Source organism: Streptomyces ortus, from assembly GCF_026341275.1.
In the GTDB taxonomy this organism is placed as follows: Bacteria; Actinomycetota; Actinomycetes; order Streptomycetales; family Streptomycetaceae; genus Streptomyces; species Streptomyces ortus.
In genome coordinates this window covers 7318576-7344154 of record NZ_JAIFZO010000002.1, presented here as the reverse complement: position 1 = coordinate 7344154, position 25579 = coordinate 7318576, and the positions used below count along the sequence as shown (strand labels likewise).

At 71.5% G+C, this 25579-nt stretch carries 21 protein-coding genes; 5 read left to right on the top strand and 16 right to left on the bottom strand.

Annotated features, from left to right (window positions below; translation table 11 throughout):
* From K3769_RS35095 to K3769_RS35070, 6 genes are all read right to left on the bottom strand, one after another.
* Complete coding sequence (locus K3769_RS35095; RefSeq protein WP_267030253.1) at positions 1-1530, bottom strand: Wzz/FepE/Etk N-terminal domain-containing protein; 1530 nt, start codon at positions 1528-1530, stop codon at positions 1-3.
* Positions 1527-2894 carry a Wzz/FepE/Etk N-terminal domain-containing protein gene (locus K3769_RS35090; RefSeq protein ID WP_267030252.1) on the bottom strand — a complete coding sequence of 456 codons (1368 nt, stop codon included), beginning with the start codon at positions 2892-2894 and terminating at the stop codon, positions 1527-1529. Before K3769_RS35090 ends, K3769_RS35095 begins: the two co-directional genes overlap by 4 nt.
* Complete coding sequence (locus K3769_RS35085) at positions 2891-4171, bottom strand: glycosyltransferase family 4 protein (RefSeq protein WP_267030251.1); 1281 nt, start codon at positions 4169-4171, stop codon at positions 2891-2893. The genes K3769_RS35090 and K3769_RS35085 overlap by 4 nt, the downstream gene beginning before the upstream one ends.
* Positions 4161-5477 (bottom strand): nucleotide sugar dehydrogenase, encoded by a 1317-nt coding sequence (locus K3769_RS35080; RefSeq protein WP_267030250.1) that lies wholly within the window; start codon positions 5475-5477, stop codon positions 4161-4163. Before K3769_RS35080 ends, K3769_RS35085 begins: the two co-directional genes overlap by 11 nt.
* 82 nt (positions 5478-5559) lie before the next feature.
* On the bottom strand, positions 5560-7038 hold the full coding sequence (locus K3769_RS35075) for a sugar transferase (protein WP_267031676.1): 1479 nt from the start codon (positions 7036-7038) through the stop codon (positions 5560-5562).
* A gap of 858 nt (positions 7039-7896) precedes the next feature.
* Positions 7897-9801 carry an ABC transporter ATP-binding protein gene (locus tag K3769_RS35070; RefSeq protein WP_267030249.1) on the bottom strand — a complete coding sequence of 635 codons (1905 nt, stop codon included), beginning with the start codon at positions 9799-9801 and terminating at the stop codon, positions 7897-7899.
* A 48-nt stretch (positions 9802-9849) separates the two neighbouring features.
* Here K3769_RS35070 and K3769_RS35065 point away from each other — a divergent pair, with 48 nt between their 5' ends.
* Both K3769_RS35065 and K3769_RS35060 read left to right on the top strand, forming a co-directional pair.
* A complete protein-coding gene (locus K3769_RS35065) occupies positions 9850-10875 on the top strand; it encodes a lysylphosphatidylglycerol synthase transmembrane domain-containing protein (RefSeq protein WP_282566307.1) in 1026 nt (341 codons plus the stop codon).
* Positions 10876-11304: 429 nt separating this feature from the next.
* Positions 11305-12378 carry a mechanosensitive ion channel family protein gene (locus tag K3769_RS35060; protein WP_267030247.1) on the top strand — a complete coding sequence of 358 codons (1074 nt, stop codon included), beginning with the start codon at positions 11305-11307 and terminating at the stop codon, positions 12376-12378.
* A 125-nt stretch (positions 12379-12503) separates the two neighbouring features.
* On the opposite strand, the gene K3769_RS35055 is transcribed toward K3769_RS35060, so the two are convergent.
* From K3769_RS35055 to K3769_RS35020, 8 genes are all read right to left on the bottom strand, one after another.
* Positions 12504-13463 carry a catechol 2,3-dioxygenase gene (locus tag K3769_RS35055; RefSeq protein WP_267030246.1) on the bottom strand — a complete coding sequence of 320 codons (960 nt, stop codon included), beginning with the start codon at positions 13461-13463 and terminating at the stop codon, positions 12504-12506.
* Between the two features lie 65 nt (positions 13464-13528).
* Positions 13529-14596, bottom strand: a complete 1068-nt coding sequence (locus K3769_RS35050; RefSeq protein WP_267031675.1) for a 4-oxalomesaconate tautomerase — start codon at positions 14594-14596, stop codon at positions 13529-13531.
* A gap of 62 nt (positions 14597-14658) precedes the next feature.
* Positions 14659-15405, bottom strand: coding sequence for a 4-carboxy-4-hydroxy-2-oxoadipate aldolase/oxaloacetate decarboxylase (locus tag K3769_RS35045; RefSeq protein ID WP_267030245.1), 747 nt, complete (start codon positions 15403-15405; stop codon positions 14659-14661).
* The gene (locus tag K3769_RS35040; protein WP_267030244.1) at positions 15402-16154 is read right to left on the bottom strand and encodes a PIG-L deacetylase family protein; all 753 of its coding nucleotides are present in this window, start codon (positions 16152-16154) and stop codon (positions 15402-15404) included. Before K3769_RS35040 ends, K3769_RS35045 begins: the two co-directional genes overlap by 4 nt.
* Positions 16155-16217: 63 nt before the next feature.
* Positions 16218-16868 (bottom strand): GntR family transcriptional regulator, encoded by a 651-nt coding sequence (locus tag K3769_RS35035; RefSeq protein ID WP_267030243.1) that lies wholly within the window; start codon positions 16866-16868, stop codon positions 16218-16220.
* A gap of 325 nt (positions 16869-17193) precedes the next feature.
* A complete protein-coding gene (locus K3769_RS35030; RefSeq protein WP_267031674.1) occupies positions 17194-17925 on the bottom strand; it encodes an FAD:protein FMN transferase in 732 nt (243 codons plus the stop codon).
* 89 nt (positions 17926-18014) lie between these two features.
* Positions 18015-18419, bottom strand: a complete 405-nt coding sequence (locus tag K3769_RS35025; protein ID WP_267030242.1) for an FMN-binding protein — start codon at positions 18417-18419, stop codon at positions 18015-18017.
* A gap of 31 nt (positions 18420-18450) precedes the next feature.
* Positions 18451-19791: a ferredoxin reductase family protein gene (locus tag K3769_RS35020; RefSeq protein WP_267030241.1), complete on the bottom strand. Its 1341-nt coding sequence runs from the start codon at positions 19789-19791 to the stop codon at positions 18451-18453.
* A 152-nt stretch (positions 19792-19943) separates the two neighbouring features.
* On the opposite strand from K3769_RS35020, the gene K3769_RS35015 reads away from it, so the two are divergent.
* Both K3769_RS35015 and K3769_RS35010 read left to right on the top strand, forming a co-directional pair.
* Positions 19944-20663 carry a response regulator transcription factor gene (locus K3769_RS35015; RefSeq protein WP_267030240.1) on the top strand — a complete coding sequence of 240 codons (720 nt, stop codon included), beginning with the start codon at positions 19944-19946 and terminating at the stop codon, positions 20661-20663.
* The gene (locus tag K3769_RS35010; protein ID WP_267030239.1) at positions 20660-22096 is read left to right on the top strand and encodes a sensor histidine kinase; all 1437 of its coding nucleotides are present in this window, start codon (positions 20660-20662) and stop codon (positions 22094-22096) included. The genes K3769_RS35015 and K3769_RS35010 overlap by 4 nt, the downstream gene beginning before the upstream one ends.
* Before the next feature lie 34 nt (positions 22097-22130).
* Here K3769_RS35010 and K3769_RS35005 read toward each other — a convergent pair whose 3' ends face one another.
* Positions 22131-22985: a LysR family transcriptional regulator gene (locus K3769_RS35005; protein WP_267030238.1), complete on the bottom strand. Its 855-nt coding sequence runs from the start codon at positions 22983-22985 to the stop codon at positions 22131-22133.
* Positions 22986-23054: 69 nt separating this feature from the next.
* On the opposite strand from K3769_RS35005, the gene K3769_RS35000 reads away from it, so the two are divergent.
* Positions 23055-23966: an EamA family transporter gene (locus K3769_RS35000; protein WP_267030237.1), complete on the top strand. Its 912-nt coding sequence runs from the start codon at positions 23055-23057 to the stop codon at positions 23964-23966.
* 49 nt (positions 23967-24015) lie between these two features.
* Here the strand turns inward: K3769_RS35000 and K3769_RS34995 are convergent, their stop codons facing one another.
* Positions 24016-25437 (bottom strand): family 43 glycosylhydrolase, encoded by a 1422-nt coding sequence (locus K3769_RS34995; RefSeq protein ID WP_267031673.1) that lies wholly within the window; start codon positions 25435-25437, stop codon positions 24016-24018.
* Between the last annotated feature and the right edge of the window lie 142 nt (positions 25438-25579).

Here is a 25579-nt window from a genome sequence, read left to right as displayed (position 1 = left end):
TTACCTGGCCTCCTGGTCGCTGTACGGGACGCGGGCGGCCGTCATGGAGGGCCGTTCGGTGCGCGGCTGGCCGGTCCCGTGCCGGCGGGCCGGCCGCTCGTGGGCGCCGCGCAGCGCGGTCTGCAGCCCGTCCCACAGCGTGCCGTCGGTACGGTCGCGCGGATCGGGGTCGATGAGCACCACGCCGATCACCGGGATGCGCTGGTCCGCGAGCTGCCGTGCCACGGTGTGCAGCCAGGCGGCGCTGCCGTGTCCGGCCCGCACGACGAGCACGGTCTGGCCGCCGAGGTACTGCAGATCGGTCCACGCCGTGCCGGGCGCGACCGAGCCGACGCCCAGCGTGCGTGCCTGTTTCGGCACGGCCGCGGCGTCCTCGCCCCTGACCACGGTCGGGCCGCCGGGCTCCTGGCGGCTGTTGGCGAGTTCCCGTCCCGGCAGTCCGTCGATGACGACGACCGGTCCCTCCGTCGCCAGTGCTCCGGCGACGTCGAGGGCGATCACGCCGGTGCTGCGCGCACAGCCCAGTTCCAGCAGTGAGACGGGTTCCGCGGAGCCGCGTACGGCGCGGGCCAGGGTCGCGGTGAGCCGTTCGCGGGCGGCCCGGGTGCGCCGGGGCCGCCACAGGCCGGGCGACCAGCGGGGTACGGGGCGCAGTTCCGCGATGACCGAGGCGCCCAGGTTCCCGGCGATCTCCTTGCGGAGTACGGGGCGGTCCGCCACCACCGTGCCGACGGCGGCGATCCCCAGGCCGAGGACGAGCCCGAGGACGAGCCCGATCACGGCGCTGGTGGCGATCGATCGGGGCAGGGACTGCTCGACCGCCCGGGGGGCGTCCACGATCTGGGTGCCGGCGATGACCTTGGGTGTGCCGGTGCGCGCGTCCGCGGCGCGCTGGTCGAAGTCGGCGATCCGTGAGTTGAGCAGGGCCCGGCGGGAGAAGAGGGACTCAAGGCTCGCCGACGCCTGTGGGTCGCTCTCCGGCGAACGGTCGCCGATCGCGTTGTTGACCTCGGTGAGCTCGTCGCGCATCCGGTCACGCTGGTCGAGCAGGGCCTTGGCCTCGGCCTGCGCGGCTTCCCGCATCCTGCGTACATGGTCCGCGACGAAGGCTTCGGCGAGTGCCTTGGCGCGGGCCACCGCCTCCGCGTCGCTCTTGCCGGTCACATCGATCTGGAGCAGGTTGTTGGTCAGGCCGGTCCCCCGGTAGTCCCGCATGAAGTCCTCGGGTTGCTCCGAGGACTTGAGGGCCTGCAGGGCCTTGCCCGCGATCCGGGTGGTGCCCAGCAGGGCGACGTCGGTACGGATCAGCGTTCCGGTGTCGTTCGGCTGGTCGTCCTGGTGCACGACGAGCACCTTGGCCGTCGCGCTCGGCGCCGGCGGCAGCAGGACGGCGACGGCCGCGCCGAGCAGCAGGCCCAGCAGTGCCACGGAGCCCCAGAGGCGGCGGCGCCTGCGCACCGCCACGACCAGCGCGTGCAGGTCGAGCAGCGGAGTGGCGGCCGGCGACTGCCCTGTCGTACTCGTCGTCATGCCGGACCTCCCGTCGTGTTGCCGGGAACCGCGAACGCCAGCGGGGTGCTGTCCGCGGGCCGGTCGGCGGACCCCTTGGAGCGGGCCAGGGACGTACCGGCGACGACGATGCCGACGATCTCGTGCCGGGCGTCCGCGCAGGCCTCGGCGACGGCGGCGAGCTCTCCGGCGGTCCAGCTGCCCGCGCTGAGCACGACGAGGACGCCGGACTCCTTGTCGCGGTCGGGGACCAGCGGCCGGGCCACCGCGACGTCCACCACCCGCAGCAGCGGATCGCCCTTGGCCTCGGCGACGAGCTGGTCGGCGGCCCGGCGGGCGGTCGCGTCGCCGTCCGGGACGACGACGAGCAGCCGCCGGGGGGCGGGCAGTTGGTTGCGCAGGCGTACGCAGACCCGCCGGTAGCGGATGCGCCGGCCGGCCTCGTCGCCGTAGCTCTGCGGGTCCGGGACGTCCCACCGGGTGTCGGTGCCGAGCAGCCGGCGGATCCTGGCCGGCCGGCCGGTGGCCCGCCTGCCGTGCGCGGGCCGTTCCTCGGGTACGTCGACGGTGCCGAGGAGCGTCGAGCCGAGTGCCGCGGCGATCTCGGGTTCGGTGCGCAGCCTGCGGTTCATCCGGGCGGCAGCGAGATGGGCGACGACGGTGATCAGGAACGCCAGCAGCGCCCCGCCGCCGACGAGTTGCACCCGGGTCGGCGGTGCCTCGCCGGTCGGCCGGGCCGCCGGTCCCATGACCACCATGCCGGCCTTGTTGGTCGCCGGGTCGGCGTCGTCCAGTTTCTGCATGGCCTCTTCCAGCGCTGTGCGCAGGTTCGCGAGCGCGGTGCGGGCCTGCACGCTCTCCACGGTCTGGCCCGGATCGGCGGCCTTGGACAGCTCGGTGATCCGGCGGTTGGTCTCCTCGACCTGCTCGCGCAGTGCCTGGGGACCCGTGGCCGCGTCGGAGTCGGTGCTGTCGCCCGCGACGCGCGCGGCGAAGGCGACGAACTGCTGGGCCGACCGGTCGGCGAGCCGCTGGGCGCGCTCCGGCGTGCCGGCCGTGCCCGAGATCCTGATGATGTTCCCGTTCGCGGCGGCGGCGCTCACGTCTTTCCGCAGGTCGCTGCCGCTGACGCCCGGCCAGTGGAGCGAGGCGGCCACGCGGTCGATCACGACCGAGCTGGTCGCGATCTCCGCCTGGGTCAGCAGTTCCCGTTCCTCCCACTGCCCGGGCAGCAGGACCGCCGCCGACGCCGTGTACTTCGGCGGGAACAGCACGGAGGTGCCGTAGCCGACGAGCGCGCCCGCCAGGACGAGGAGGACGAGAAGCCGCCGGCGCCGGCGGAGAATCCGCCCGACCGTGGCCAGGCGTATCGTGTCGTCGCTCAACGGAGCGGCCTCCTCCCTGTGCGGGTGGGACCGCCCGCCGACACCGGGGTGTGGTCGCGGCAGGCAGCGGTGTAGGCGGCGAGCAGTGCCGCTTGCGAGTTCCGCCAGGAGAGCTGTCCGCTGATGCGCTCCTGGCCGATCTTGCCCATCTCGGCGCGCTTCGCCGGGTCGTCCAGCAGCAGCGCGACGAGTTTCGCGAATTCGGCCTCGTCGTTGGCGGGCGCGTAGACGGCGGCGTCACCGGCGGACACGCGCGCCTCACGGAGGTCGAACGAGACGATCGGCCGGCCCATGGCCATGTACTCCAGGACCTTGTTCATGGTCGACACGTCGTTGAGCGGATTGCGCGGGTCGGGTGAGAGGCACACGTCCGCGGTGGACAGACAGCGCACCAGGTCGGCGTCCGGGATGCGCCCGGTGAACTGCACCTGCTCGGTGAGGCCGAGCTGTTTCGACAGCTCCACCATGGCGTCGAAGGCGTCGCCGGAGCCGACGAACACCGCGTGCCAGTCGGTCCGGCCGAGGTCGTCGCGGAGTTTCGCGAGGGCCCGCAGCGCGTAGTCGACGCCGTCCTGGGGGCCCATGACGCCGAGGTAGCACAGCAGATGGGGCTTGCCGCGCTTGAGTTCCGGCTCGGGCGGTACCGGCTGGAACCGGTCGGTCTGCGGTGCGCTGCGCACCACGAAGACGTCTTCCGGCCGCTGACCGCCCCGGCTGACCGCGACGTCCCGGTAGCTCTCGTTCGTGGCGAGCACGATGTCCGCGGCCCGGTAGGTCATCCGTTCCAGCGCGCACACGCCGCGGTAGAGCAGGTCCTTCCCGCGGTCGAACCGGGAGAGGTACAGCTCGGGCACCAGGTCGTGCTGGTCGAAGACGAACCGTGCGCCGCGCCGCTTCATCCACAGCGCGGGCAGGAACAGCAGGTCGGGCGGGTTGCAGGCGTGGACGACGTCGACCGGGCCGACCTTGCGGGCCAGCCGCAGCGTGTGCCAGAGCGCCGTTCCGTACTCCCGCAGATAGCCGGCCGGTCCGCCGGTGGCGGCGCGCAGCGGGTAGCGGTGGATGCGTACCCCGTCGATCACCACCTCAGGCTCGGTGTCCCGTCTGCTGCCCCGTGGGCAGATGACGTGGACCTCCCAGCCCGCGTCGCGCAGCGTCGTGCACTCCTGCCAGACCCGCCGGTCGAAGGGCACCGACAGGTTCTCCACGAGGATCAGCGCGCGCCGGCCTGGCCGGTCGGTGCCGGTCGTGTCGTCGGACGATGTGTTACCAGGCAAGGCCCATGTACCCCGGTTCGGTCCGGCGCGCCTCGGCGTCGGGAAGGTGGATGAGATCGATGAGCACGGGGCCCTCGCCATGGGGCAGTGCCGACAGGACGGCCGGATCCCTGGTGCCGATCAGGCACACATCGGCGTGGTCGAGCACTTCGTCGACGGAGTCCGCGAGGAGGTGCGCGAGGTGCGGCAGCCGGTTCTCGATGTACTCGCGGTTCGCGCCGAGCAGCCGGGACATGCTGACGTTGGCGTCGTAGATCTTCAGGTCGTACCCCTTGCCGAAGAGACGTTCCGCCAGTTCGACGAGCGGGCTCTCGCGGAGGTCGTCGGTGCCGGGTTTGAAGGACAGCCCGAACAGTCCGGCCCGGCGTTTTCCGGTGCGCTCGACCATCTCCACCGCGCGTTGCAGATGGGCGGAGTTGGAGGGCAGCACGTGGGACAGGATGGGCACCGAGACATCGGCCCGCTGGGCCGCGTGGACCAGGCTGCGCAGGTCCTTGGGCAGGCAGGAGCCGCCGAAGGCGAAGCCGGGCCGCAGATAGGCGGAGCTGATGTTCAGCTTGCGGTCGGCCAGGAAGACGTCGATCACCTGGTGCGAGTCCACCCCGAGCGCCTGGCAGACGGCGCCCAGTTCGTTCGCGAAGCCGATCTTGAGACCGTGGAAGGCGTTGTCGGCGTACTTGATCGCCTCGGCGGTCGGGACCGGCACCCGGAACACCTCGCCGGGCAGGCCGTCGTACAGCGCCCGGACCGCGTCGCCGCTCGCCCGGTCGAGTTCGCCGATGACGGTCTTGGGCGGGTCGAAGAAGTCCTTGACGCTGGTGCCCTCGCGCAGGAACTCCGGGTTGACCGCGACCCCGACGTCCACCCCGGCCGTGCCGCCGACGTATTTCTCCAGGATCGGCAGGAGCAGGTTGAGGCAGGTGCCCGGGAGCATGGTGGAGCGGAACACGACGGTGTGCCGTCCGCCCCGCTCGGCGAGCGCGGCGCCGATCTCCTCGGTGACCCGCTCCAGGTAGGTGGTGCACAGGCTGCCGTTGGCCTCCGAGGGCGTGCCCACGCAGACCAGCGAGATCTCGCTGCCCATGATCGCCTCACGGACGTCGTCCGTCGCCCTCAGCGCGCCGGTCCGTACGACGTCGGCGATGAGCTCGCCGATACGTTCCTCCACCACCGGGGCCTTGCCGTCGTTGACCAGGTCGACCTTGACCTGGTTGACGTCCACCCCGATGACCTCGTGCCCCATGCTGGCCAGGCACGCGGCTGATACGCAGCCCACGTAGCCGAGCCCGAAAACGCTGACCTTCATGATCCGTTTCTCCCCCCAGGCAGGCCGTCCCGGCCCGCGTTCCGTGCGCCTGACGGCTTCCTGAGCCGTGGTCCCCCGCGCATCAGTACGCCCCGTGTCCGTAGAGCACCGCGCGTAGCGTCTTCCACAAGATCACCGTGTCCAGGGCGAGCGACCAGTCCTCCACGTACCGCAGGTCGAGGCGGACCGCCTCCTCCCACGGCAGGTCGCTGCGCCCGCTGATCTGCCACAGGCCGGTGAGGCCGGGTTTGACCAGCAGCCGCCGCCGGATGTCCGGGCCGTACGCGGCGGACTCCTCCGGCAGCGGGGGCCGCGGACCGACGAGCGACATCGATCCGGTGAGTACGTTGAACAACTGCGGCAGTTCGTCGATCGAGTACCGGCGCAGCACCGCTCCCACCCGGGTCACCCGGGGGTCCCGGCGGAGCTTGAACAGCAGGCCTGCGCCCTCGTTGCGGTGGACCAGCGCGGTACGGGCCCGGTCGGCGTCGGCGACCATGGTGCGGAACTTGTAGATGGTGAACTCCTGGCCGTCCTTGCCGACTCTGCGCTGGCGGTAGACCACCCCGCCGCGGCTGTCGAGCAGTACGAGCACGGCGGCGAGCACCATGAGCGGCGCGAACACCATCAGCAGGACGGCCGCGCCCAGCCGGTCGACGACTCCTTTGACCGCCCGGCGGCCTCCGGTGAAGGCCGGCATGCTGACCCGCAGCAGCGGGATCCCGAGCACGGCGTCGACGTGCAGCCGGGGGCCGGCCACCTCCATCAGCACGGGGGCCACTACCATCTCGGCGTCGCTGCCTTCGAGGTTCCAGGCCAGGCGCTGCAGGCGGTCCGGTGACCAGTGCGGGTCAGGCGTGACCGCGACGACGCGGTAACCGTCGCGCCGGACGTGGTTGGCGACGTCCGCCAGCCTGCCGACGACGGGCACTCCGTCCAGGTGGTCACCGTCGGGCCCGAAGCCGTCCGTCAGGCACACCCCGTCCACCCGCCAGCCGAGGTGCGGGAGTTTGCGGGCGCGGCTGATCAGGTCGCGCACGGTGTCTGGGCTGCCGGCGGCCAGGACCGGTCGCAGGCAGTGTCCTTCCTTGCGCTGTCTGTGCAGTCTGAGGCGCAGCAGGTAGCGCGCGATCATGGTGACGATGGCGATCGCGGGTATCGCGACGAAGATCCAGAGTTTGATGTTGCGCGAGGTCAGGGCGATTCCGCCGAGGGCCAGTACGACGGCCGCCGTGAACAGCGAGCGTCCGAGTCGGCGGAATTCCTCGGCGCCCTGGCCGAGCACGGCCGGAGCCCACGACCGGCTCACCGCGAGTGCTCCCAGCACCAGGAGTTCGGTGCCGAAGGCGAGGATCACCCATTTCTCGTGCCAGTTGGCCGCGTCCCGGGCCCCGAAGAAATTGCCGATCGACGCCACCACGACGGCGGTGGCCACCGTATCGCTGATGATCACGGTACGGCGGTAGCGCTGTTCCCAGTCGATCGCGGGCCGGCTGATGGTCTCGTTCGCCAGCCGCCCGCGTGCCGACGGAAAAGGGTTGACTAGATCCCCCCGCTGCACAGAACCCCCCAAGGTCCCCAGTAATTCGACGTGTTCGCCTGACACCGCCCCTCCCCCCGGGAGGCCCCCGCCTCCCGCACCGGTCCTCCCCCCGGGAGGCACCGCCCCCCGTGTCGCGCTGTTCCATCCCCTCGGGAGGCCCCCGCCTCCCGCACATGACGAATTCCGCTGTACGAGCGCTATGTGGTCGACGCACCCGGCGGCGGTGGACTCGTAAGTCGCGCCGAGCTCTCACGGTGCGCGGAAGCCCGTCGGAACTTCGGGTGCTCCCCGCACTCGAAGGCTCTTCCCGGGCTCCGGGAATGGATCACTGTCGCGTCGGGCGTCTGGGACGCGACCAATAACTGTCTTGTGGCGCCAAACCTATTGATCATTATTTGTCGCCATGTGTCCGAACTGCTGAAGCACGGTCAATCTAGACCATGAGAACCGGTATGTAGAGGGTATGTGTGCAACTTGCGCTCATCTTTTGAGTCTTGAGAATGTCTTGACGAAAAAGCGTGCCGTGTGACCTGGGGAACGCTTCAAGGTCGGGGCGAGCTATGCGCGTCGACTGGAGCGGTCGACTGGGGCGCACGGTGGGCGTGAGGGCCGCTCACGCGCTCGTGGGACGGTGTGGATCCGGTCGAACTACGAAAGTGCTGGTAGTCGAACCGGGCGGTCCGCTTCGCGGTACCGGGAACGGCGCCCAGGAAGGCGTACACAAGCCGACAGCGCGGATCGGCTCCCGTTCACGGGAGCCGATCCGCGCTGCACGAGCGCCTGCCGCGGGACGTCGCCGACGACACCGATCCGGTCGCCGGCACCGTCCCCGAGGAGCCTTTTCACTTCACACGAAAGGCCTGTAATGGCTCTTACCTACGCCACCGCCTCCCCCGCGAGGGCGGTCCTGCCGTGCCGGGTCGGCTTGTCGAACTGGGTGCGGTACAGCTGCGCGTACCGGCCGCCCGCGGCCAACAGCTCGTCGTGCGTGCCGCGTTCGACGATGTGGCCCGCCTCGACCACCAGGATCAGGTCGGCGGCCCGTACCGTCGACAGCCGGTGGGCGATGACGACGGCGGTGCGCCCCTCCAAAGCTTCGGCGAGGGCCGCCTGGACGGCGGCCTCCGAGGTGTTGTCCAGGTGGGCGGTGGCCTCGTCGAGGACGACCACGCGCTGGCGGGCGAGGAGCAGCCGGGCGATGGTCATGCGCTGGCGTTCACCGCCGGAGAGCCGGTAGCCGCGCTCGCCGACCACCGTGTCCAGGCCGTCGGGCAGGGAGCGGACGAGGTCTTCGAGGCGGGCCCGGCGCAGTACGTCCCACAGTTCGTTCTCGGCGGCGCCGGGCCGGGCGAGGAGGAGGTTGGCGCGGACGGACTCGTGGAAGAGGTGGCCGTCCTGGGTGACCATGCCGAGGGTCGCCCGCATCGACTCGGCGCTCAGGTCGCGGACGTCGACGCCGCCGATGCGTACGGAGCCCTCGTCGGCGTCGTACAGCCGGGGCAGCAGGGCGGCGACGGTGGACTTGCCCGCACCGGACGAGCCGACGAGGGCGACGGTCTGGCCGGGTTCGGCGCGGAAGGAGATGCCGTGCAGGACTTCGGCGCCGCCGCGGGTGTCGAGCGCGGCGACCTCCTCCAGGGAGGCGAGGGACACCTTGTCCGCGGACGGGTAGGCGAAGCGGACGTCGGTGAACTCGACGGAGACCGGCCCCTCGGGCACCTCGCGGGCGTCCGGCTTCTCCTCGATCAGCGGCTTCAGGTCGAGCACCTCGAAGACGCGCTCGAAGCTGACCAGCGCGCTCATGACCTCGACGCGCGCCCCGGCCAGTGAGGTGAGCGGCGCGTACAGGCGGGTCAGCAGCAGGGCCAGCGAGACGACGGCGCCCGGTTCCAGGCTGCCGCGCAGGGCGTACCAGCCGCCGAGGCCGTAGACCAGCGCGAGGGCCAGGGCGGAGACGAGGGTGAGGGCCGTGATGAACACGGTCTGCGCCATGGCCGTGCGCACCCCGATGTCCCGTACGCGGCGGGCCCGTTCGGCGAACTCCTCGGACTCCTGGCCCGGCCGGCCGAAGAGTTTGATCAGGGTGGCGCCGGGTGCGGAGAACCGTTCGGTCATCCGTGTGCCCATCGCCGCGTTGAGGTCGGCCGCCTCGCGCTGGAGTTTCGCCATGCGCCTGCCGACCCGGCGGGCCGGGATCACGAACACCGGGAGCAGTACGAGCGCCAGCAGCGTGATCTGCCAGGACAGGGTGAGCATCACGACGAGTGTGAGGAGCAGGGTCACGACGTTGCCGACCACTCCGGACAGGGTGTTGCTGAAGGCACGCTGGGCGCCGATCACGTCGTTGTTGAGTCGACTGACGAGCGCGCCCGTACGAGTACGTGTGAAGAACGCGACCGGCATGCGCTGCACATGATCGAACACGGCTGTCCGCAGATCGACGATGAGCCCCTCGCCCAGCGTCGCGGAGAACCAGCGGCTCACCAGGCCGAGCGCCGCCTCGGCGAGCGCGATCACCGCGATGAGGAGGGCGAGTCGTACGACTTTGCTCTCGTCGCCGCCGGCCACGATCGCGTCCACCACTCGTCCGGCGAGGACCGGCGTCGCCACGGCGAGCAGCGCCGTCGCCACGCTCAGCACCACGAACCGGCCGATCCGGCGGCGGTGCGGGCGGGCGAATCCGGCGATGCGCCGAAGGGTGGCGCGGGCGAAGGGCCGTCGCTCCCGCTGGGCGTTCATGACGCTGTGCAACTGCGTCCAGGCTGTCGTCTCCATACTCATGGGAACGACCGTAGAACCTCGATCAACCTTGAGGTCAAGGAAATACCGATGACACTCACCGAACCGCAAGCCCCCGTTGTTGTGGCACGGACAGCCCCTTGCGAGGTGACGGTCGAACGGCGCCCCCACAGCCTCCCTCTCCCCAGACGCCTTCCGGTCCGGCAGATCCTCTGTCTGCTCCCGCTCGCCCTCGTGGCCGTGGTCGGGGTCCGGCACCGGTCCGTGCTCGCGGAGGGCTTCGGGTATCTGGCCTCGGCGCGGTGGCCCTGGCTGCTGGCCGCTGCCGCCGCGACCTGTCTGACGTGGGTGGCCGCCGCCGTCACCCGGCAGGGCGCGCTGGTCCAGCGGCTGCCGAGGCGGCGGCTGTTGGCGGCGCAGTTCGCGGCGGGCGCGGCCAACCACCTCCTGCCGACGGGCCTCGGCGCGAGCGCCGTCAATCTGCGCTTCATGACGGTGTGCGGGGTTCCGCCGGCCCGTTCGGCGTCCGCGCTCGCGCTGTATCTGCTGGCGGAGTCCGTCGCGCGGGTCGGTCTGCTGCTGGCCCTGCTGATCGCCTTCCCGGACGCGCTGCGGCTCGGCGGGCTCCTCCCGGACGGCGCGCTGGGCCCGCTGCTGTTCACCGCCGGCGCGCTGGTGCTCGTCGCGGTGACGGTACTGCTGCTCGTACGGCGGGTGCGTACCGCCGTGTCCTCCTTCCTGCGGACCGCGCTGGGCGAGGCCCGGTCGGTGCACACGCGGCCCGTTCGCGCGCTGGCGCTGTGGGGCGGTTCGTTCTCGTTCCCCCTCTGCCAGGCGGCGGGGCTGGCCGCGGTCGGCCGGGCGCTGGGGCTGCCGGTGCCGCCGCTGCACATCGCGGTCGCCTATCTGGCGGCCACGGTCGCGGTCGCGCTGGTGCCCACGCCGGGCGGGATCGGCTCGGTGGAGGCCGCGCTGATCGTGGCGCTGGTCGCGGCGGGCGGACCGGCCGCGACGGCGACGGCGGTGGTGCTCGCCTACCGCATCATCACGGTCTGGCTGCCCCTGCTGCCGGGCGCGCTCACGCTGGGCGCGCTCGTGCGGCTGAAGATGATCTGAGCCGCCCGCCCCGGCGGGCCGCGCGGTACGGTTCGCGGCGGCAGCCGGGCGGCACGGATCGTCCGGTGACTCCTGAGGCGCGTGTGTCGATGTATCCCGGCCAACTTGGCACCCGGCCCGGCAGGGCCCCGCCGTCGGCCGGCCGGGACGGACTGCGGGGCGGGCGCGGCTCCCGCACCGGCCGGACAGGGGTTCAACAGATGGCCGGATGTACCGAGTTGGCTGGGTTGTCCGTGGGAGATGGCCTGACCTGTGCGGCTGCGCCGTGAAGCACCCTCGCGCGTGTAGCAAGATGAGCCAGTCCCGTCGGCCGACGCCGTGTCATGACCGACGGGCCGGCACATCCCGGAATCGAGCAGCAGGTGGCTACCAGGTGACGACACACATGACGGGCGTACGCCCTCTCCCCCGTACGACGGGAGGCAGTTGGTGAACCGAGACCTCACTGCCCACGACTGGATCCTGGCGGGCGTCTGGCTGATCGCCGGGCTCGTGGCGACCGTCCTGCTCCGCCTGCTCCTGCGCTGGCTGGGCAAGCACGCGACCCGTACCCGGTGGACCGGCGACGACGTCCTCGTCGACGCGCTGCGCGCGCTGGTGCCGGTCGCGGCGATCACGGGCGGAGTGGCCGCCGCGGCGGCGGCGCTGCCGCTGACCGGCAAGGTCAACCACACCGTCAACCAGATCCTGACGGTCCTGGTCATGCTCGCCGCCACCATCACCGTCGCCCGTGTCCTCGCCGGTCTGGTGCGGGCCGTCACCCAGTCCCGGTCCGGTGTCGCCGGATCGGCCTCGATCTTCGTCAACATCACCCGGGTCGTCGTCCTGGCCATCGGCTGCCTGGTCGTCCTGCAGACCCTGGGGATATCGATAGCCCCGCTGCTCACGGCCCTCGGCGTGGGCGGTCTCGCGGTGGCGCTGGCCCTCCAGGACACCCTCGCCAACCTCTTCGCGGGGATCCACATCCTCGCCTCGAAGACGATCCAGCCCGGCGACTACATCCGCCTCACCAGCGGGGAGGAGGGGTACGTCGTCGACATCAACTGGCGCAACACCGTCGTACGCAACCTCTCCAACAACCTGGTCATCATCCCGAACGCCCAGCTGTCCAGCACCAACATGACCAACTACAGCCGGCCGGAACAGGAGATGACCCTGACGGTGCAGGTAGGCGTCGGTTACGACAGCGACCTGGAGCACGTGGAGCGTGTCACCTCCGAGATCGTGACCGAGGTCATGACGGAGATCGAGGGTGCGACGCCCGAGCACGAGCCCGCCGTCCGCTTCCACACGTTCGGGGACTCGCGGATCAGCTTCACGGTGATCCTGGGCGTGGGCGAGTTCAGCGACCAGTACCGGATCAAGCACGAGTTCATCAAGCGGCTGCACAAGCGGTACCGCCTCGAAGGCATCCGCATCCCCTCCCCCGCGCGCACGGTCGCCCTCCAGCAGAACGGCGTGGCAATACCCCCGCAACGCGACGGATCCCTGTCCCTCCCGTAGAAGACTCGCTGCGTCGCGCCCACTGACGCGGCGGATACCTCACTACCCCGGGGGGGCCGGACACCGGTGGTCCGGGCACCCCGGGGGCCGGGCACAGTCACAGGAACGGGCGGAGTGGCGACCGGTCAGGCGGAGACCGGTGGAGTGCCGTGCGTGTGGAAGGACTCGATGGTCCTCAGGCCCCACGCCTGACCCTTCTTGCGCTCGTTCTCGGTCCAGGTGATCAGCGGCCAGTCGGGGGCGAGCACCAGCCGGGTGAGCGGGTTGCACAGTTCGACGCGGTTGCCGCCGGGCTCGTACACGTACAGGAAGAAGGTCTGCTGGATGGCGTGCTTGTGCGGGCCCGTCTCGATGAACACCCCGGTGTCCAGGGCGAGATCGGCGGCCCGCAGGATGTCCTCCCGGGTGTCCGTGGCGAACGCGACGTGGTGCAGACGCCCGGTCGAGCCGGTCCAGTCCTCGGTGTGGACGACGTCGTACGACTTGCTGCTGAAGGTCAGCCACTGGGCGGCGATCCGGCCGTCGTCGAGCCGGATCTGCTCGGTGGGGCGGGCGCCGAGCACCTGGTGGACGAAGTCGCCGTTGGCACCGACGTCGGCGGCGAGGAAGTTGACGTGGTCCAGGCGGCGTACGCCCACTCCGTGCCCGGGCTTGGCCTGCGGCTGGTTCTTCAGGCCCGGCTTGAGCCCGTCCGGCGCCTGGTACCACTCGCTCTCCCAGTAGAGGGCGAGTTCGTGGCCGTCGGGGTCGGTGGTGACGTACAGCGGGCCGAGGCCCGGCTCGTCCTCGACCCAGTGGCCGGTGCGGCCGGCGCTCTCGGCCGCCTCGACCCGCCGCCGCAGGGCCTCCTGGCTGGAGGCGCGCAGGGCGGTGCGGCGGATGCCGGACGTGGCGTGTGCGGTCAGGACCAGGCTGTGGTGTTCGTAGTCGTCCCAGGTCCGCAGGTAGACAGAAGTCCCGTCCGCCGAGCGGCCGTTCTCGGTCAGGCCGAGGTACTCGGTGAAGAACCGGACGCTGGCGTCCAGGTCGGGCGTGAGCAGTTCGACGTGCCCGAGGTGGGCGATGTCGCCGAGCGGCGGGGCCATGGGGCCTCCTCAGGTGTGGGGTGCGGCACGGGGGTGGGGTGACGGCTCAGAGGTGTAGTGACGGCTCAGGTGGGCCGGGGGAAGACCGTGCCGTCGAAGATCTTGCGTGCGGTACGGACGACGGCGGTGCGCCGGACGACCGGAAGGGCAGCGGGGAGGGCGCCGGGGAGTGCTTCCGCGAGGGCCGTCTCGATGTCGAGGAAGCCGGTGGGGTGTTCGATACGCGTCCGGTCCCCGTGCTCCGGCACACGTGCCACGCCCTCGCCGACGCCGCCCTCGATACGCAGTCCGGCGGCGACGCTCGCCGCGCCCAGCACCCCGATCGAGGTGTGGCAGCGGACCGGTATGAAGGTGCGCGTCGTGACCGCGCCGCCGTCCGACGGCGGTGCCAGCAGGCTGAGTTTGGGCACGGTGGTGTGCTGGACGTCGCCCAGCCCCATCAGCTTTCCGGCCTCCAGCCTGATCTCCCGGAGCCGTTCGGCCAGTTGCCGGTCCGCCTCCAGGTCGGCGGGTTCCTCGTAGCCGGTGACACCGAGCGAGGAGGCCGCGATCAGTACGGTCGGCATGCCGTTGTTCACGCAGGTCACCGGGGTACCGGCGACGAGGTCACGAGCGCGGCCGGTCGGCAGCAGCGGACCGGTCCCGGGCGGGAACTCGATGACCACCGGTGCGGCCGACCCGGGCACGCCCGAGATCTCCGCGGAGACCTCCGCCGAACCGGAGTAGTCGACCCTGCCGCCCGGAGTGGGGAACCGCGCGACGGCGAGGTCCCCGGTGTTCAGCATGCGGATCCGTACGGAGGTGCGGTCGCCGCCGGGGGCCACCAGGCCCCGCTCGACGGCGAAGGGGCCCACGCCCGCGAGGAGGTTGCCGCAGTTCTGACGGGCACTCACCTCGGCCTTGTCGACGCCGACTTGGAGGAAGAGATAGTCGACGTCCGCCGCCGGATCGTCCGACACGGAGACCACCGCGACCTTGCTGGTCAGGGGATGCGCGCCGCCGAGGCCGTCAATCTGCCGCGGGTCGGGGCTGCCCATGATCCGTAGCAACAGGGCGTCGCGCGGGGCGGGTTCGGCGGGCAGGTCCGCGGCGAGGAAGTAGGCGCCCTTGGAGGTGCCGCCGCGCATGAGCATGCAGCGCACCTCTTCGGTACGGCCCTCCGCGAGGGCTCGCGTACGGGGGCCGGCGGTGCCGGTCACGACCCGGCTCCGTCCCGCTCGGCCGCGCTCTCACGCTCCCGCTCCCGCTCCCGCTCGTACTCGTCGTACGACTGATAGGAGACACCGAGGCGTACGAGGGTCTCGCGCAGGCCGTAGCGGTCGAGGCCGAGTTGGCCCTCCTGGAAGGCGGCGCGGGCCCCGGCCTCCTTGGCCTCGCGGGCCTCGGAGGCCTCGGCGGTTCGGCGGGCCCGCTCGCGCGGTACACACACCACGCCGTCGTCGTCGGCGACGATCACGTCACCGGGACGGATGACCTGGCCGCCGACGACCACCGGTACGTTGACGCTGCCGCCGGTCGCCTTGACCGTGCCCTGCGGGCTGACGGCGGCCGACCAGGCGGGGAAGCCCATCTCGCGCAGCTCCACGGTGTCCCGGATGCCGGCGTCGATGACCAGGCCGCGTACACCGCGTCGCTGGAGCGCGGTGGCGAACAGCTCGCCGAACATGCCGTCGGTGGAGGGCGAGGTGGTCGTGACGACCAGGATGTCGCCCTCGCCGCACTGCTCGACGGCCGCGTGGATCATGAGGTTGTCGCCGGGCCAGGAGAGCACCGTGACCGCGGTGCCCGCGACCCGGGTGTCCTGCTGGATGGGGCGCAGACGCGTGCCCAGCAGGCCGGTGCGGCCCATCACCTCGTGCACGGTGGCGACCCCGTGGGCGGCGAGCGCCTCGACGTCCTTCGCTGCCGCCCTGGGCGGGTCGGTGACGATCACGTTGCTCATGCCAGTTCTCCCGTCACCTGCGGATAGGGCCGCATGTACGCCTCGGCCATGGTCTTGTGGGCCAGGCCCAGATTGGGTCCGGCGTTGCGCTTCAGCTGGACACCGCGACGGACGGCGAGGTCCGTGTAGTAGTCCCACAGGTGCTGCTGGGCGGCGAGGCACTCCATCGCCTTGCGCTTGGTCTCCCAGACCTCGGAGATGTCGAGGAGCACCTGCGGCTTGAAGCCGCACATCTCGGGCTGGTGGGGCTCGAAGAAGAACACCGGCGGGGCGCCGATGATCTCTCCCTCGGCCGGGTAGCCGATGGCCTGCGCGAGGACGCGCGCGTCCAGGGCCATGCGTGCGGCGGCCGGGTGGTCGCCGTTGTAGGGGTCGTCGAGGGGGTGGGTGAGTACGACGTCGGGCTGGGCGGCGCGGTAGACGCCCACCAGGCGGTCGGTCAGTTCCGGGGTGACGGTCAGGGGGTAGTCGCCGGCGTCGAAGAAGACGACCTCGGCGCCGAGCGTGGCGGCTGCGGCCTCGGCCTCACCGCGGCGCATCCCCTTGATCTCCTCCAGCGACCTGCCCGCGCGCCATGCCTTCGCGGACTCGCCGCGCTCGCCGTAGGTCAGGCAGGCGATGGTGACCTTCTCGCCGCGGGCGGCGGCGAGGGCGATGGCGCCTCCCGCCCGCCATACGAAGTCCCCGGCGTGGGCGGTGACGACGAGCGTCGACCGTGGTGGGGTGTCGGGCGCGTTGCCGTGGGTCATTCCCGCGATCTCCTTGCTGGACAGGCCGGTTGACCCACCTCACGGTGTCACGCACGCGTTACGTCATTCACGCAGCGCGTCGATCACACCCGCGAGGTGGGAGCGGACGGCCTCTTCGGCCGCCCGCGGGTCCCGGGCCCTGATCGCGTCGATCATGGCCAGGTGCTCACTCAGGGACTTCTGGGGGCGCCCCGGCCGCAGCGCGAGCTGGAAACGATGGCGCACCAACTGTGCGTTGAGCCGTTCCAGCAGTCCCACGGCCACCTGCTGGCCGCTGAACTGCCTGATGTGGGCGTGCAGTTCGTGGTTGAGGTCGGAGTAGGTCACCGGTTCGCCGTCGGCGACGGCCTTGGACATGGCCTCGCCCAGGGCGGTCAGCTGAGCGAGCTGCTCGTCGCTGGCCTCGACGGCCGCCTTGCCCGCGCACAGTCCTTCCAGGACCATGCGGCACTCGGTGATGGCGACCGCTTCCTCCACGGTCACCACCCGGACACGTGAGCCGCGGTTGCGGATGCGTTCGACCAGGCCTTCCGACTCCAGCTCGATCAGGGCTGCCCGGACGCTGGCCCGTGTCACGTCGAACTGCTCGGCGAGTTCGTTCTCCACGAGGCGTTGGGCCGGGGCCATCTCGCCTTGCAGGATGGCCTGCCGGAGGTGCGTGAGCGCGTGCTGTCTGGCTTGCTCTCCGGTGCTCGGACGGGCTTCCTGCGGCATGTGCGCCCTCCCTGGGTGAGTGCTTGTCGAACGTAAATCCAGTCGACCAACATTGTCAACAATTTTGTTGATGATGTGCCCGCCAATCGCCGGCCCCCAACGGAGAAAGGCCCCGCTGAGGGGCCCTTCCACCACGAAATGCGCTCGCTCGGCCCGTCGGCCGTAGGGGCGCCTGTCGGTGGGTCATCCATCATCCGCGCCCCAGTAGGGGCTGACCGCGCAGTTCCCCGCGCCCCTCAAAAAACGCCCCGCCGCCCTCCACGCCCCCCAGGGGCGCGGGGAACGGCGCAGTCTTTCGCTTTGGGCGCGGCCCGGCGGCCGGCCGTCACGTGGTGAGGGGGAACCCCTCGCTACGCCGCACCCCCCTCCCCGCATCCACCGCGAACACCTCGCACCCCGCACGCCCCGCGGCCCACTCCACGCCCTCCGCCCCCATCGCGAACCCCGCGGTGGCCACCGCGTCCGCCTCCGTCAGCGTCGGCGCCGTCACGGTCAGGCTGAGCAGCCCGGTCGCCGCCAGCCCCGTACGGCCGTCGAGGATGTGATCGCCCCGCTCGTACCGCCCGGACGTGGCGACCGCCCCGTCGGCGATCTCCACCACCGCGCAGACGCGATCGGCCCGCTCGGGATGCCGAATCCCGATCCGCCAGGGCCGCCCCGCCACGACCACGTCACCGCCCGCGTTGAGACAGAACGCCGTCACACCCGACGCCCGCAGCAGCTCCGCGCCCCGCTGGACCGCCCAGCCCTTCACCATGGCGCAGGGGTCCAGCCCCCGCCCGGGCAGCCGCACCTGGAACGCGCCCCCGCTCTCGACCCGGTACCGCTCGCACAGGCCGAGGACCTCGACCAGCTCCGGGCTCAGCCCGTCGTCCGCCACCTCACCCCGGTCCAGCCGGGACACCTCGCTGTCGGGCAGGAAGGGACTGAACCGCGCGTCGACCTCCCGCAGCCAGACGAAGACCCGGTCCGCGGCTCCGGCGGCCTCCCCGCCGGAGCCGCCCCCTTCGATCCGCAGGGAGACCGGCAGCCCCATGATCTGCTCGACCCGGTGCACCACCCCGACCGCGCCCGCACCCGCGCCGGAGCCGGAGTCGGCGCCGCCACGGGCCGTGGACACCGTGGACATCGCGGACGCCACCGCCATCAGCCCTTCGCGTCGAGCGCCGCCTGCAGCGACTCGACGTACCCCTCGCTCGTGATCGTCGCCCCGGACACCGCGTCGATGTCGGCGCTCTGCGCCTGGAGCGTCGACGCGACGAGCTTCGGCACGGCCGCCTCGGTCTGCGGATGGTTCGGCTGCTGGAGCAGCTTCACGGCCGTGATCTTGTCGCCGTCGAGAGTCACCTCGACCTGTACGGGGCCCTTCTCGGTGTTCACCGTCGTGCCCTTGACCACCTGGGCCGAGCCGTCCCCCGAGGAGGACGCGGAAGGTGTCGAGGCGGGCGCCGAGGCCTCGGTGGTCGTCGTCGTGCCGTCCGAGGGGGCGTAGCGCCACACCGGGACCAGGCCCGCGACACTCAGGACCAGGACAGGTATTGCTCGCTTCACGATGTCTCTCTCATCCCGCTGACGATGTCTGTCAGCCCGCCAGGCTGAAGCGCTCGAAGTGGATCTGCGGCTTGGGCACGCCCAGCTCGCGCAGGCTGCCGAGGACCGCGTTCATCATCGGCGGCGGCCCGCACAGGAACACGTCCCGCTCCCCGATGTCCGGCACCAGCCGCGCGAGTTCGCGCGGTGCCAGCTTGTCGGGGCTGACCGGCCCGGACACCAGGTGCAGTTCGGCACCCTTGGCGTGGGCGAGTTCGCGCAGTTCCTCGTAGAGCACCGCGTCACGGTCCGAGCCCACCCGGTAGATGACCACGGCGTGCCCGTGCAGTTCCTCCAGCAGGGCCCGGATCGGGGTGACTCCGACGCCGCCCGCGATGAGTACGGCCTCGGAGCGGGTGCGGTGCATCGCGGTGAAGGCGCCGTAGGGGCCTTCGGCGAAGACCCGCGTGCCCACCTTGAGGTGCCGGAGGGCGGCGGTGCCGTCACCGGCCACCTTGGCGGTGAGCCGCAGGGACCGGCCGTCGGGGGCCGCCGACAGCGAGAACGGGTTGGCCTGCCACCACCGGTCCCTGGTGAGGAACCGCCACAGGAAGAACTGGCCGGCGCGGGCCGGCAGCCGGTCCAGGTCGCGTCCCGTGATGTGGACGGAGACCACGTTGTCCGACTCGGGCACCACGGCCGAGACCCGCAACCGGTGGCGCGTGTTCCGCCACAGCGGCAGGACGACCCGGCCCAGCAGCACCGCGCCGAGCGCCCCGCCCCACAGCACGTACCAGTACACGGTGGCGGCGGACGACGCGGTGAACGTCGTACCGGCCGCGACCTGGTGCGTGAACGCCAGCACCACCGCCACGTACGTGTACAGGTGGATGAAGTGCCATGTCTCGTAGGCGAGCCTGCGGCGGGCGAAGCGGGCCGAGACGCCGCCGATCACGAGGATCAGGCCGAGCGCGACGATCGCGCGGAAGACGCCCTCGACGGTCTGCCCGAGGTCCACCAGCTGGTTCACCGGGTCCATCGAGGACGACCGGGCGTAGCCGAAGGTGATGAACACGGCGTGCCCGAGCAGGGTGACGAGCAGACCGAAGCCGACCCAGCGGTGCCAGGAGGTCAGCCGGTCCATGCCGATCCGGCGGTCGAACCACGGCAGCCGGGCGACCAGCAGCAGCTGGAAGGCCATCAGGAGAGCGCCGTACAGCCCGGCGAGTCTGCCCAGCACGATGAGGGCGTTCGAGGCGAACCCCGCCTGGACGAAGAACACGGTCACCACGACCACGTTCAGGGCCAGCACGCCGTACAGGCCGGCGCGGGCCACCACCTTGGGACGCATCGCCGCGGTCGGCGGCGGAACGGTCGTCTGGACAGTCGTCACGGACGGCAACTCCTAGATCGGGTCCTGGGACTCCGAGCCTGCCTCGGCAACCCTGTCGTTTTACTGTCGATGAACTTTCAAGTGCTTATCGATCCGGTTCCGGGGGCCCTCCCGGCTATGGCGTATTCGGCCACGTGAAGCACTATGGGCGAGTGGAAAAAGTACGACTTCTCGTCGTGGACGACGACCCGCCCATCGCCGACCTGGTCGCGACGGTCGCCCGCTACGAGGGCTGGGAGGCGGTCACCGCGAACTCCGGCGAGGACGCGCTGCGGCGCGCCGCGGAGTTCCACCCGGACATCGTGGTGCTCGACCTGATGCTGCCGGGGCTCGACGGCTTCGCCGTCCTGGACCGCCTGCGCCTGTCCGGGACGATGGTCCCGGTCGTCTTCCTGACCGCCCGGGACGGCGTGGCGGACCGGGTCGCGGGCCTCACCAGGGGCGGCGACGACTACCTCGTCAAACCGTTCGCCGTGGAGGAACTCATGGCCCGGCTGCGCACCGTGCTGCGCCGCAGCGCGGGACCCGCCTTCCAGCGGTCGGTCATGACGGTGGCGGACCTGACGATGGACGAGGACACCCGCGAGGTACGCCGGGGCGAGCGGCTGCTGACACTCACCCCGACCGAGTACGAGGTGCTCCGCTATCTGATGCGCAGATCGCCGACGGTACTGACCAAGGCCCAGATCCTCGACCACGTCTGGGAGTACGGCTTCGGTGGCCGCTCGAACGTGGTGGAGCTGGTCATCAGCCGCCTGCGCCGCAAACTCGACGGCGACACCGACGCGAGCGGCGACGACAAGGGCGAAGAGCCGCAGCTGATCCACACGGTGCGGGGCGTCGGGTACGTCGTCCGGCTGGTCACCGAGTGATCGGCCGGTTTCGCGGCACCTACCGCAGGCTCCGTCTCGGCACCCGGCTCGCGCTCGGGATGGGGGTGCTCTCACTGGTCGTCTTCGGCGTGGTCGGCACCGCCCTGTCCACGTACATGCGGGACTACCTGGAGCGTCAGCTCAACGACCAGATGAAGCTCGTCCAGACCACCCAGGCCAAGGACGCCCAGGCGCACGGCACGGTGGAGCGGCAGCCCTACTACGGCTGGTACACCGCGGTGTACGACGTCTCGGGCGACTCGGCCGTCCTGCGCAGACCGAGTGACGTACCGAAGGACACCGTCCAGCTCACCTCCTTCGCCGAGTCGCTGGCCAGGGCGGGGGCGACGGAGATGTCCCACACCACGCGCATCGAGGACGAGGGCGCGTACCGGCTGCGGGCCTGCAAGATCGGCCAGGACGTCGTCCTGGTCACCGCCGCGCCGCTGGAGGACATCGAGAACACCATGGACCAGCTGGTCACGGTCCAGGTCGTCGCGTTCGCCCTCGCTCTCCTCGGGCTCGTGGTGTTCGGGCGGGCGGTGCTGCGCCGGGGCCTGCAGCCGCTGAGCGACATGGCGCACACGGCCCGCGGCATCACCTCGCACGACTTCACCGACTCGGCCCGGCTGCCGGTCCGCGCCGACCGCGGCAACGGCGGCCCGGAGGTCGAGGAGCTGCGCACCGCCTTCAACACCATGCTGGAACACATCGACGACTCCCTCGCAGTCCGCACGGAGGCGGAACAGCGGCTGCGCCGCTTCGTCGCCGACGCCTCCCACGAGCTGCGTACCCCCCTGATGTCGGTACGCGGTTACGCGGACCTCTTCCAGTACGCGGCGGCCAACGAGCCCGGCGAGCGGGACAGGCACCTGGCCCGGCTGCGCGCCGAGGCCGCCCGGATGGGAGTGCTCCTCGACGATCTGCTGCTGCTCGCCCGGCTCGACGCCGCCGAGGTGGAGGCGCCGCTGCGCCTGGAGGACGCCGATCTCACGGAACTGGTGCGGCAGGCCGCGGACGCCTTCCGGGCCACCCACGCCGACCGTCCGCTGACCGTGGCGGCCGGTTCCGGCCCGGTGCGGCTGCCGCTCGACGTCCTGCGTATCCGGCAGGTCCTCGACAACCTCCTCACCAACGCGGCCGTGCACACCCCGGCCGGTACCGAGGTCCGGGTCGAGGCGTCCGTCGCGGCCGACGCCGCCGTCGTGCGGGTCACCGACTCCGGGCCCGGCATCCCGGCCGCCGACCAGGAGCGCGTCTTCGACCGCTTCTTCCGTATCGACAAGGCCCGCAGCCGGGACCGCGGCGGCAGCGGCCTGGGCCTCGCGGTGGCCCGCTCCCTGGTCCGGGCCCACGGCGGCGCCATCGAGGTGCGGAGCGCACCGGGGGCGACGACGTTCACCATCACCATCCCGTTGCGCCGAAGGACCTGAGCGGCCCCTCGGCCCCGGCGCGCGACAGCCGAACTCATTTCTCCCGGTAGAGCCCCGTAAGAAGCTCGATCACCGCGGCGGCGGCCGGGTGCGGGTCGTCCCGCCACCAGGCGAGCCGGACCGCGATCGGCTCGGCGTCCCGCACCGGCCGGTACACGACCCCCGGCCGCGGGTACTGGTGCGCGGTCGACTCCGCGGTCATCCCCACGCACCGCCCCGTGGAGATCGTCGTCAGCCAGTCGTCGATGTCGTGGGACTCCCGGGTCCGCGGGCGGGCGTCCGGCGGCCACAGTTCCGTCGTGGTGGTCCCGGTCCGCCGGTCGACCAGCAGGGTGCGTCCGGCGAGGTCGGCCGGCCGGACCGAGCGGCGGCGGGCCAGCGGGTCGTCGGCGGCCATGGCACACAGCCGCCGTTCCAGCCCGACGATGGCGGAGTCGAAGCGCCGTTCGGGCAACGGCCGCCGTACGACGCTCAGTTCGCACACCCCCTCGGCCAGTCCGGCGGTCGCGGAGTTGGCGCGGACCAGCTCAAGATCCGTCGCCGGATGTGCGGCGGCCCAGGCGCGCTGGAAAGCCAGGGTGTGGCGGCCCAGCGCGGACCAGGCGTAGCCGATCCGCAGGGAGGACTGTCCCGAGGCGGCCTCCCGGACCAGTCCCTCCACCTCGCCGAGCACCCGCCGGGCGTGCGCCACCACGCGCAGGCCCGTCGCCGTCGGGGTCACCTCCCGGGAGGTGCGCCTCAACAGCCTTACCCCCAGGGCGCGTTCGAGTGAGGCCAGGGTGCGGGACACCGCAGCCTGGGAGACACCGAGGGCGATGGCCGCGTCGGTGAAGCCGCCCTCGTCGACGATCGCGACGAGACAGCGCAACTGCCGCAGTTCCACGTCCATGACTCAAGCGTATAGATGGATCGGCGGATGCATTTTGCGTATGTGCGCGACCGGCCCACCATCGGGCTCATGCACGCATCCTCCGCGCCCTCACCGATGTCCGCGCAGCCCGTGCCCGCCGCCCCTGGGCCGCCGGCACCGGGGCCCGAGGACGGGCGTGCGACCGCGCTGCTCATCCTGCTGGGCAGCGCCCTGTCCAATCAGACCGGGGCGGCGATCGGTTCACTGGCCTTCCCCGTCCTCGGTCCCCTCGGGGTCGTGGCGGTGCGCCAGTACGTGGCCGCGATCGCCCTGTTCGCGGTCGCCAGGCCCCCGCTGCGCTCGTTCACCAGGCACCAGTGGTGGCCGGTCCTGTTGCTGGCCGTGGTGTTCGGGACGATGAACCTGTCCCTCTACACCGCCATCGACCGCATCGGGCTGGGGCTGGCGGTGACCCTGGAGTTCCTCGGCCCGCTCGCCGTCGCGCTGTCCGCCGCCCGCCGGCGGATCGACGCCTGCTGCGCGCTGGTCGCCGCGGCGGGCGTCGTCACCCTGATGCGCCCGCAGCCGTCGGCGGACTATCCCGGCATGGGCCTCGGTCTGCTCGCCGCGCTCTGCTGGGCCTCCTACATCCTGCTCAACCGCACGGTCGGCCGCCGCGTCCCCGGAGCGCAGGGCTCCGCCGCCGCGGCGGCCGTCTCCGCCCTGATGTTCCTGCCGGTCGGGGTCGTCCTCGCGCTGCGGAACCCGCCGACCCCCACCGCCGTGGGGTACGCCGTCGCGGCGGGCGTGCTCGCCTCCGCGGTGCCGTACCTGGCGGACATGGTCACCCTGCGCCGCGTCCCCGCCGCGGCCTTCGGCCTCTTCATGAGCGTCAACCCGGTACTGGCCGGACTGGCCGGCTGGGTCGTCCTGGGCCAGCACCTGGGCGCCGTGGAGTGGGCGGCCGTCGGCGCGGTCGTCGCCGCCAACGCGCTCAGCATCCTCACGGCCCGCCGCTGAACCGGGCGGGCCGCCCCCGCGGCGGCCCGCCCGCGGCGCCCGCCCGTGGCTACTCGACGTGGAACGTGGCGTCCGCCCTGGCCGTCGCCGTGTCGGCCGGCTGCGTGACGAGCAGGTACTCGTAGTGCCGGAGGTAGCTGCCCGCCACGTTGTACGACTCGAAGGAGACGCCCGCCGCGTCGGCCAGACCGGCCCGCCGGTGGAAGCTCGCGTCGCCCTTGAAGGCCGTACTCCCGTCGCTCCTGTCCACCCACACCTCGCCGTTGTCGCGGTGGCGCAGGTAGTAACCGGGGAAGTTCGCCGATTCGAGGGAGACGGTCCCGGTGCCGGCGAGACCCGTCACCACCCGGAACTGCGAGTCGGCGAGGTTGGTGACATTCGGCTCGATCTTCGCCCGGTACTCCCAGTGCCGGATGTACCGGTCGGGGAAGTTGTACGAGGAGAAGCGGACCGGGGTGACTCCGTCGGCCACCGGGATGCCGAAGTTGGGTGTGCCGTCGGCGTTCCAGTACAGCTTCTGGAAACGGGTGCGCCGGTTCGGGTCGTTGAGCGGATCACCGCTGATGTCCTTGTAGTTGCGGTCGTGGTAGACGAGGACGTCGGACGTGCCGTCCTCGGACGTGGTGAAGGTGTTGTGGCCCGGCCCGTACTGGCCGGTGGCCGCGTTGCTGGTGAAGACCGGGGTGGGCGTCTTGGCCCAGGAGGCCGCGTTCATCAGGTCGGCGGAGGCGGAGGCGGTCAGCAGACCGAGGCAGTAGTTGCTGTCGGTGGCGCTCGCCGAGAAGGTCATGAAGACCTTGCCGCCGCGCTGGATGACCGCCGGACCCTCGTTGACGGTGTGGCCGACCTTCTCCCAGGCGTTGGTGGGCCGGGAGATCATGACCGGACTGCCGCTGATGGTCCAGGGGTTGGCCATCCTGGCCAGGTAGATGTTGGTGCCGTCGCCGACCGCCGGGTCGTTCTGCGCCCAGCTCAGATAGCGGGTGCCGCCGACGGTGAAGGTCGTCGCGTCCAGCGAGAAGGTGTCGAGCGGGAGGGCGATACGGCCCTTCTCGGTCCAGGTGCCGGTCAGCGGGTTGGCCGCGGCGGTCTCCAGGACGTACGGCCGGATCTTCCAGATGTCGGTGGTGGCCCCGGCGGCGAAGTAGACGTACCACTTGCCGCCGATGTAATGGATCTCGGGGGCCCAGATGTGCGCGCCCATCTCACCGCCGGCGTGCCTGGTCCAGATAGTCGTCTCGGCGGCCGTGGACAGCCCTTGGAGGGTGGTGGCCCGCCGCATCACGATCCTGTCGTACGCGGGTACGGTCGCGGTGAAGTAGTAGTAGCCGTCGGTGTGTTTGTAGATGTGCGGGTCGGCGCGCTGTTCCGCGACGGGGTTGGTGTAGGTGACTGCGGGCGAGGGGGGTGCGGCGGCCTCCGCGGTGCCGGAGGCCAGTGCGGCCAGGATGACGACCAGGGCCGTCACCACCTCTGCGATCGTGCGTCTCACGGTGTCCCTCCCGAAATGGATTCGCCCCCGCCGCCCCTGCCCGTTCCCGACCACGCATGGGGGCTGCGCCCCCTCCCCCCCCTTTGCGCAGTTCCCCGCGCCCCCAGGGGGGCCTTCTCAG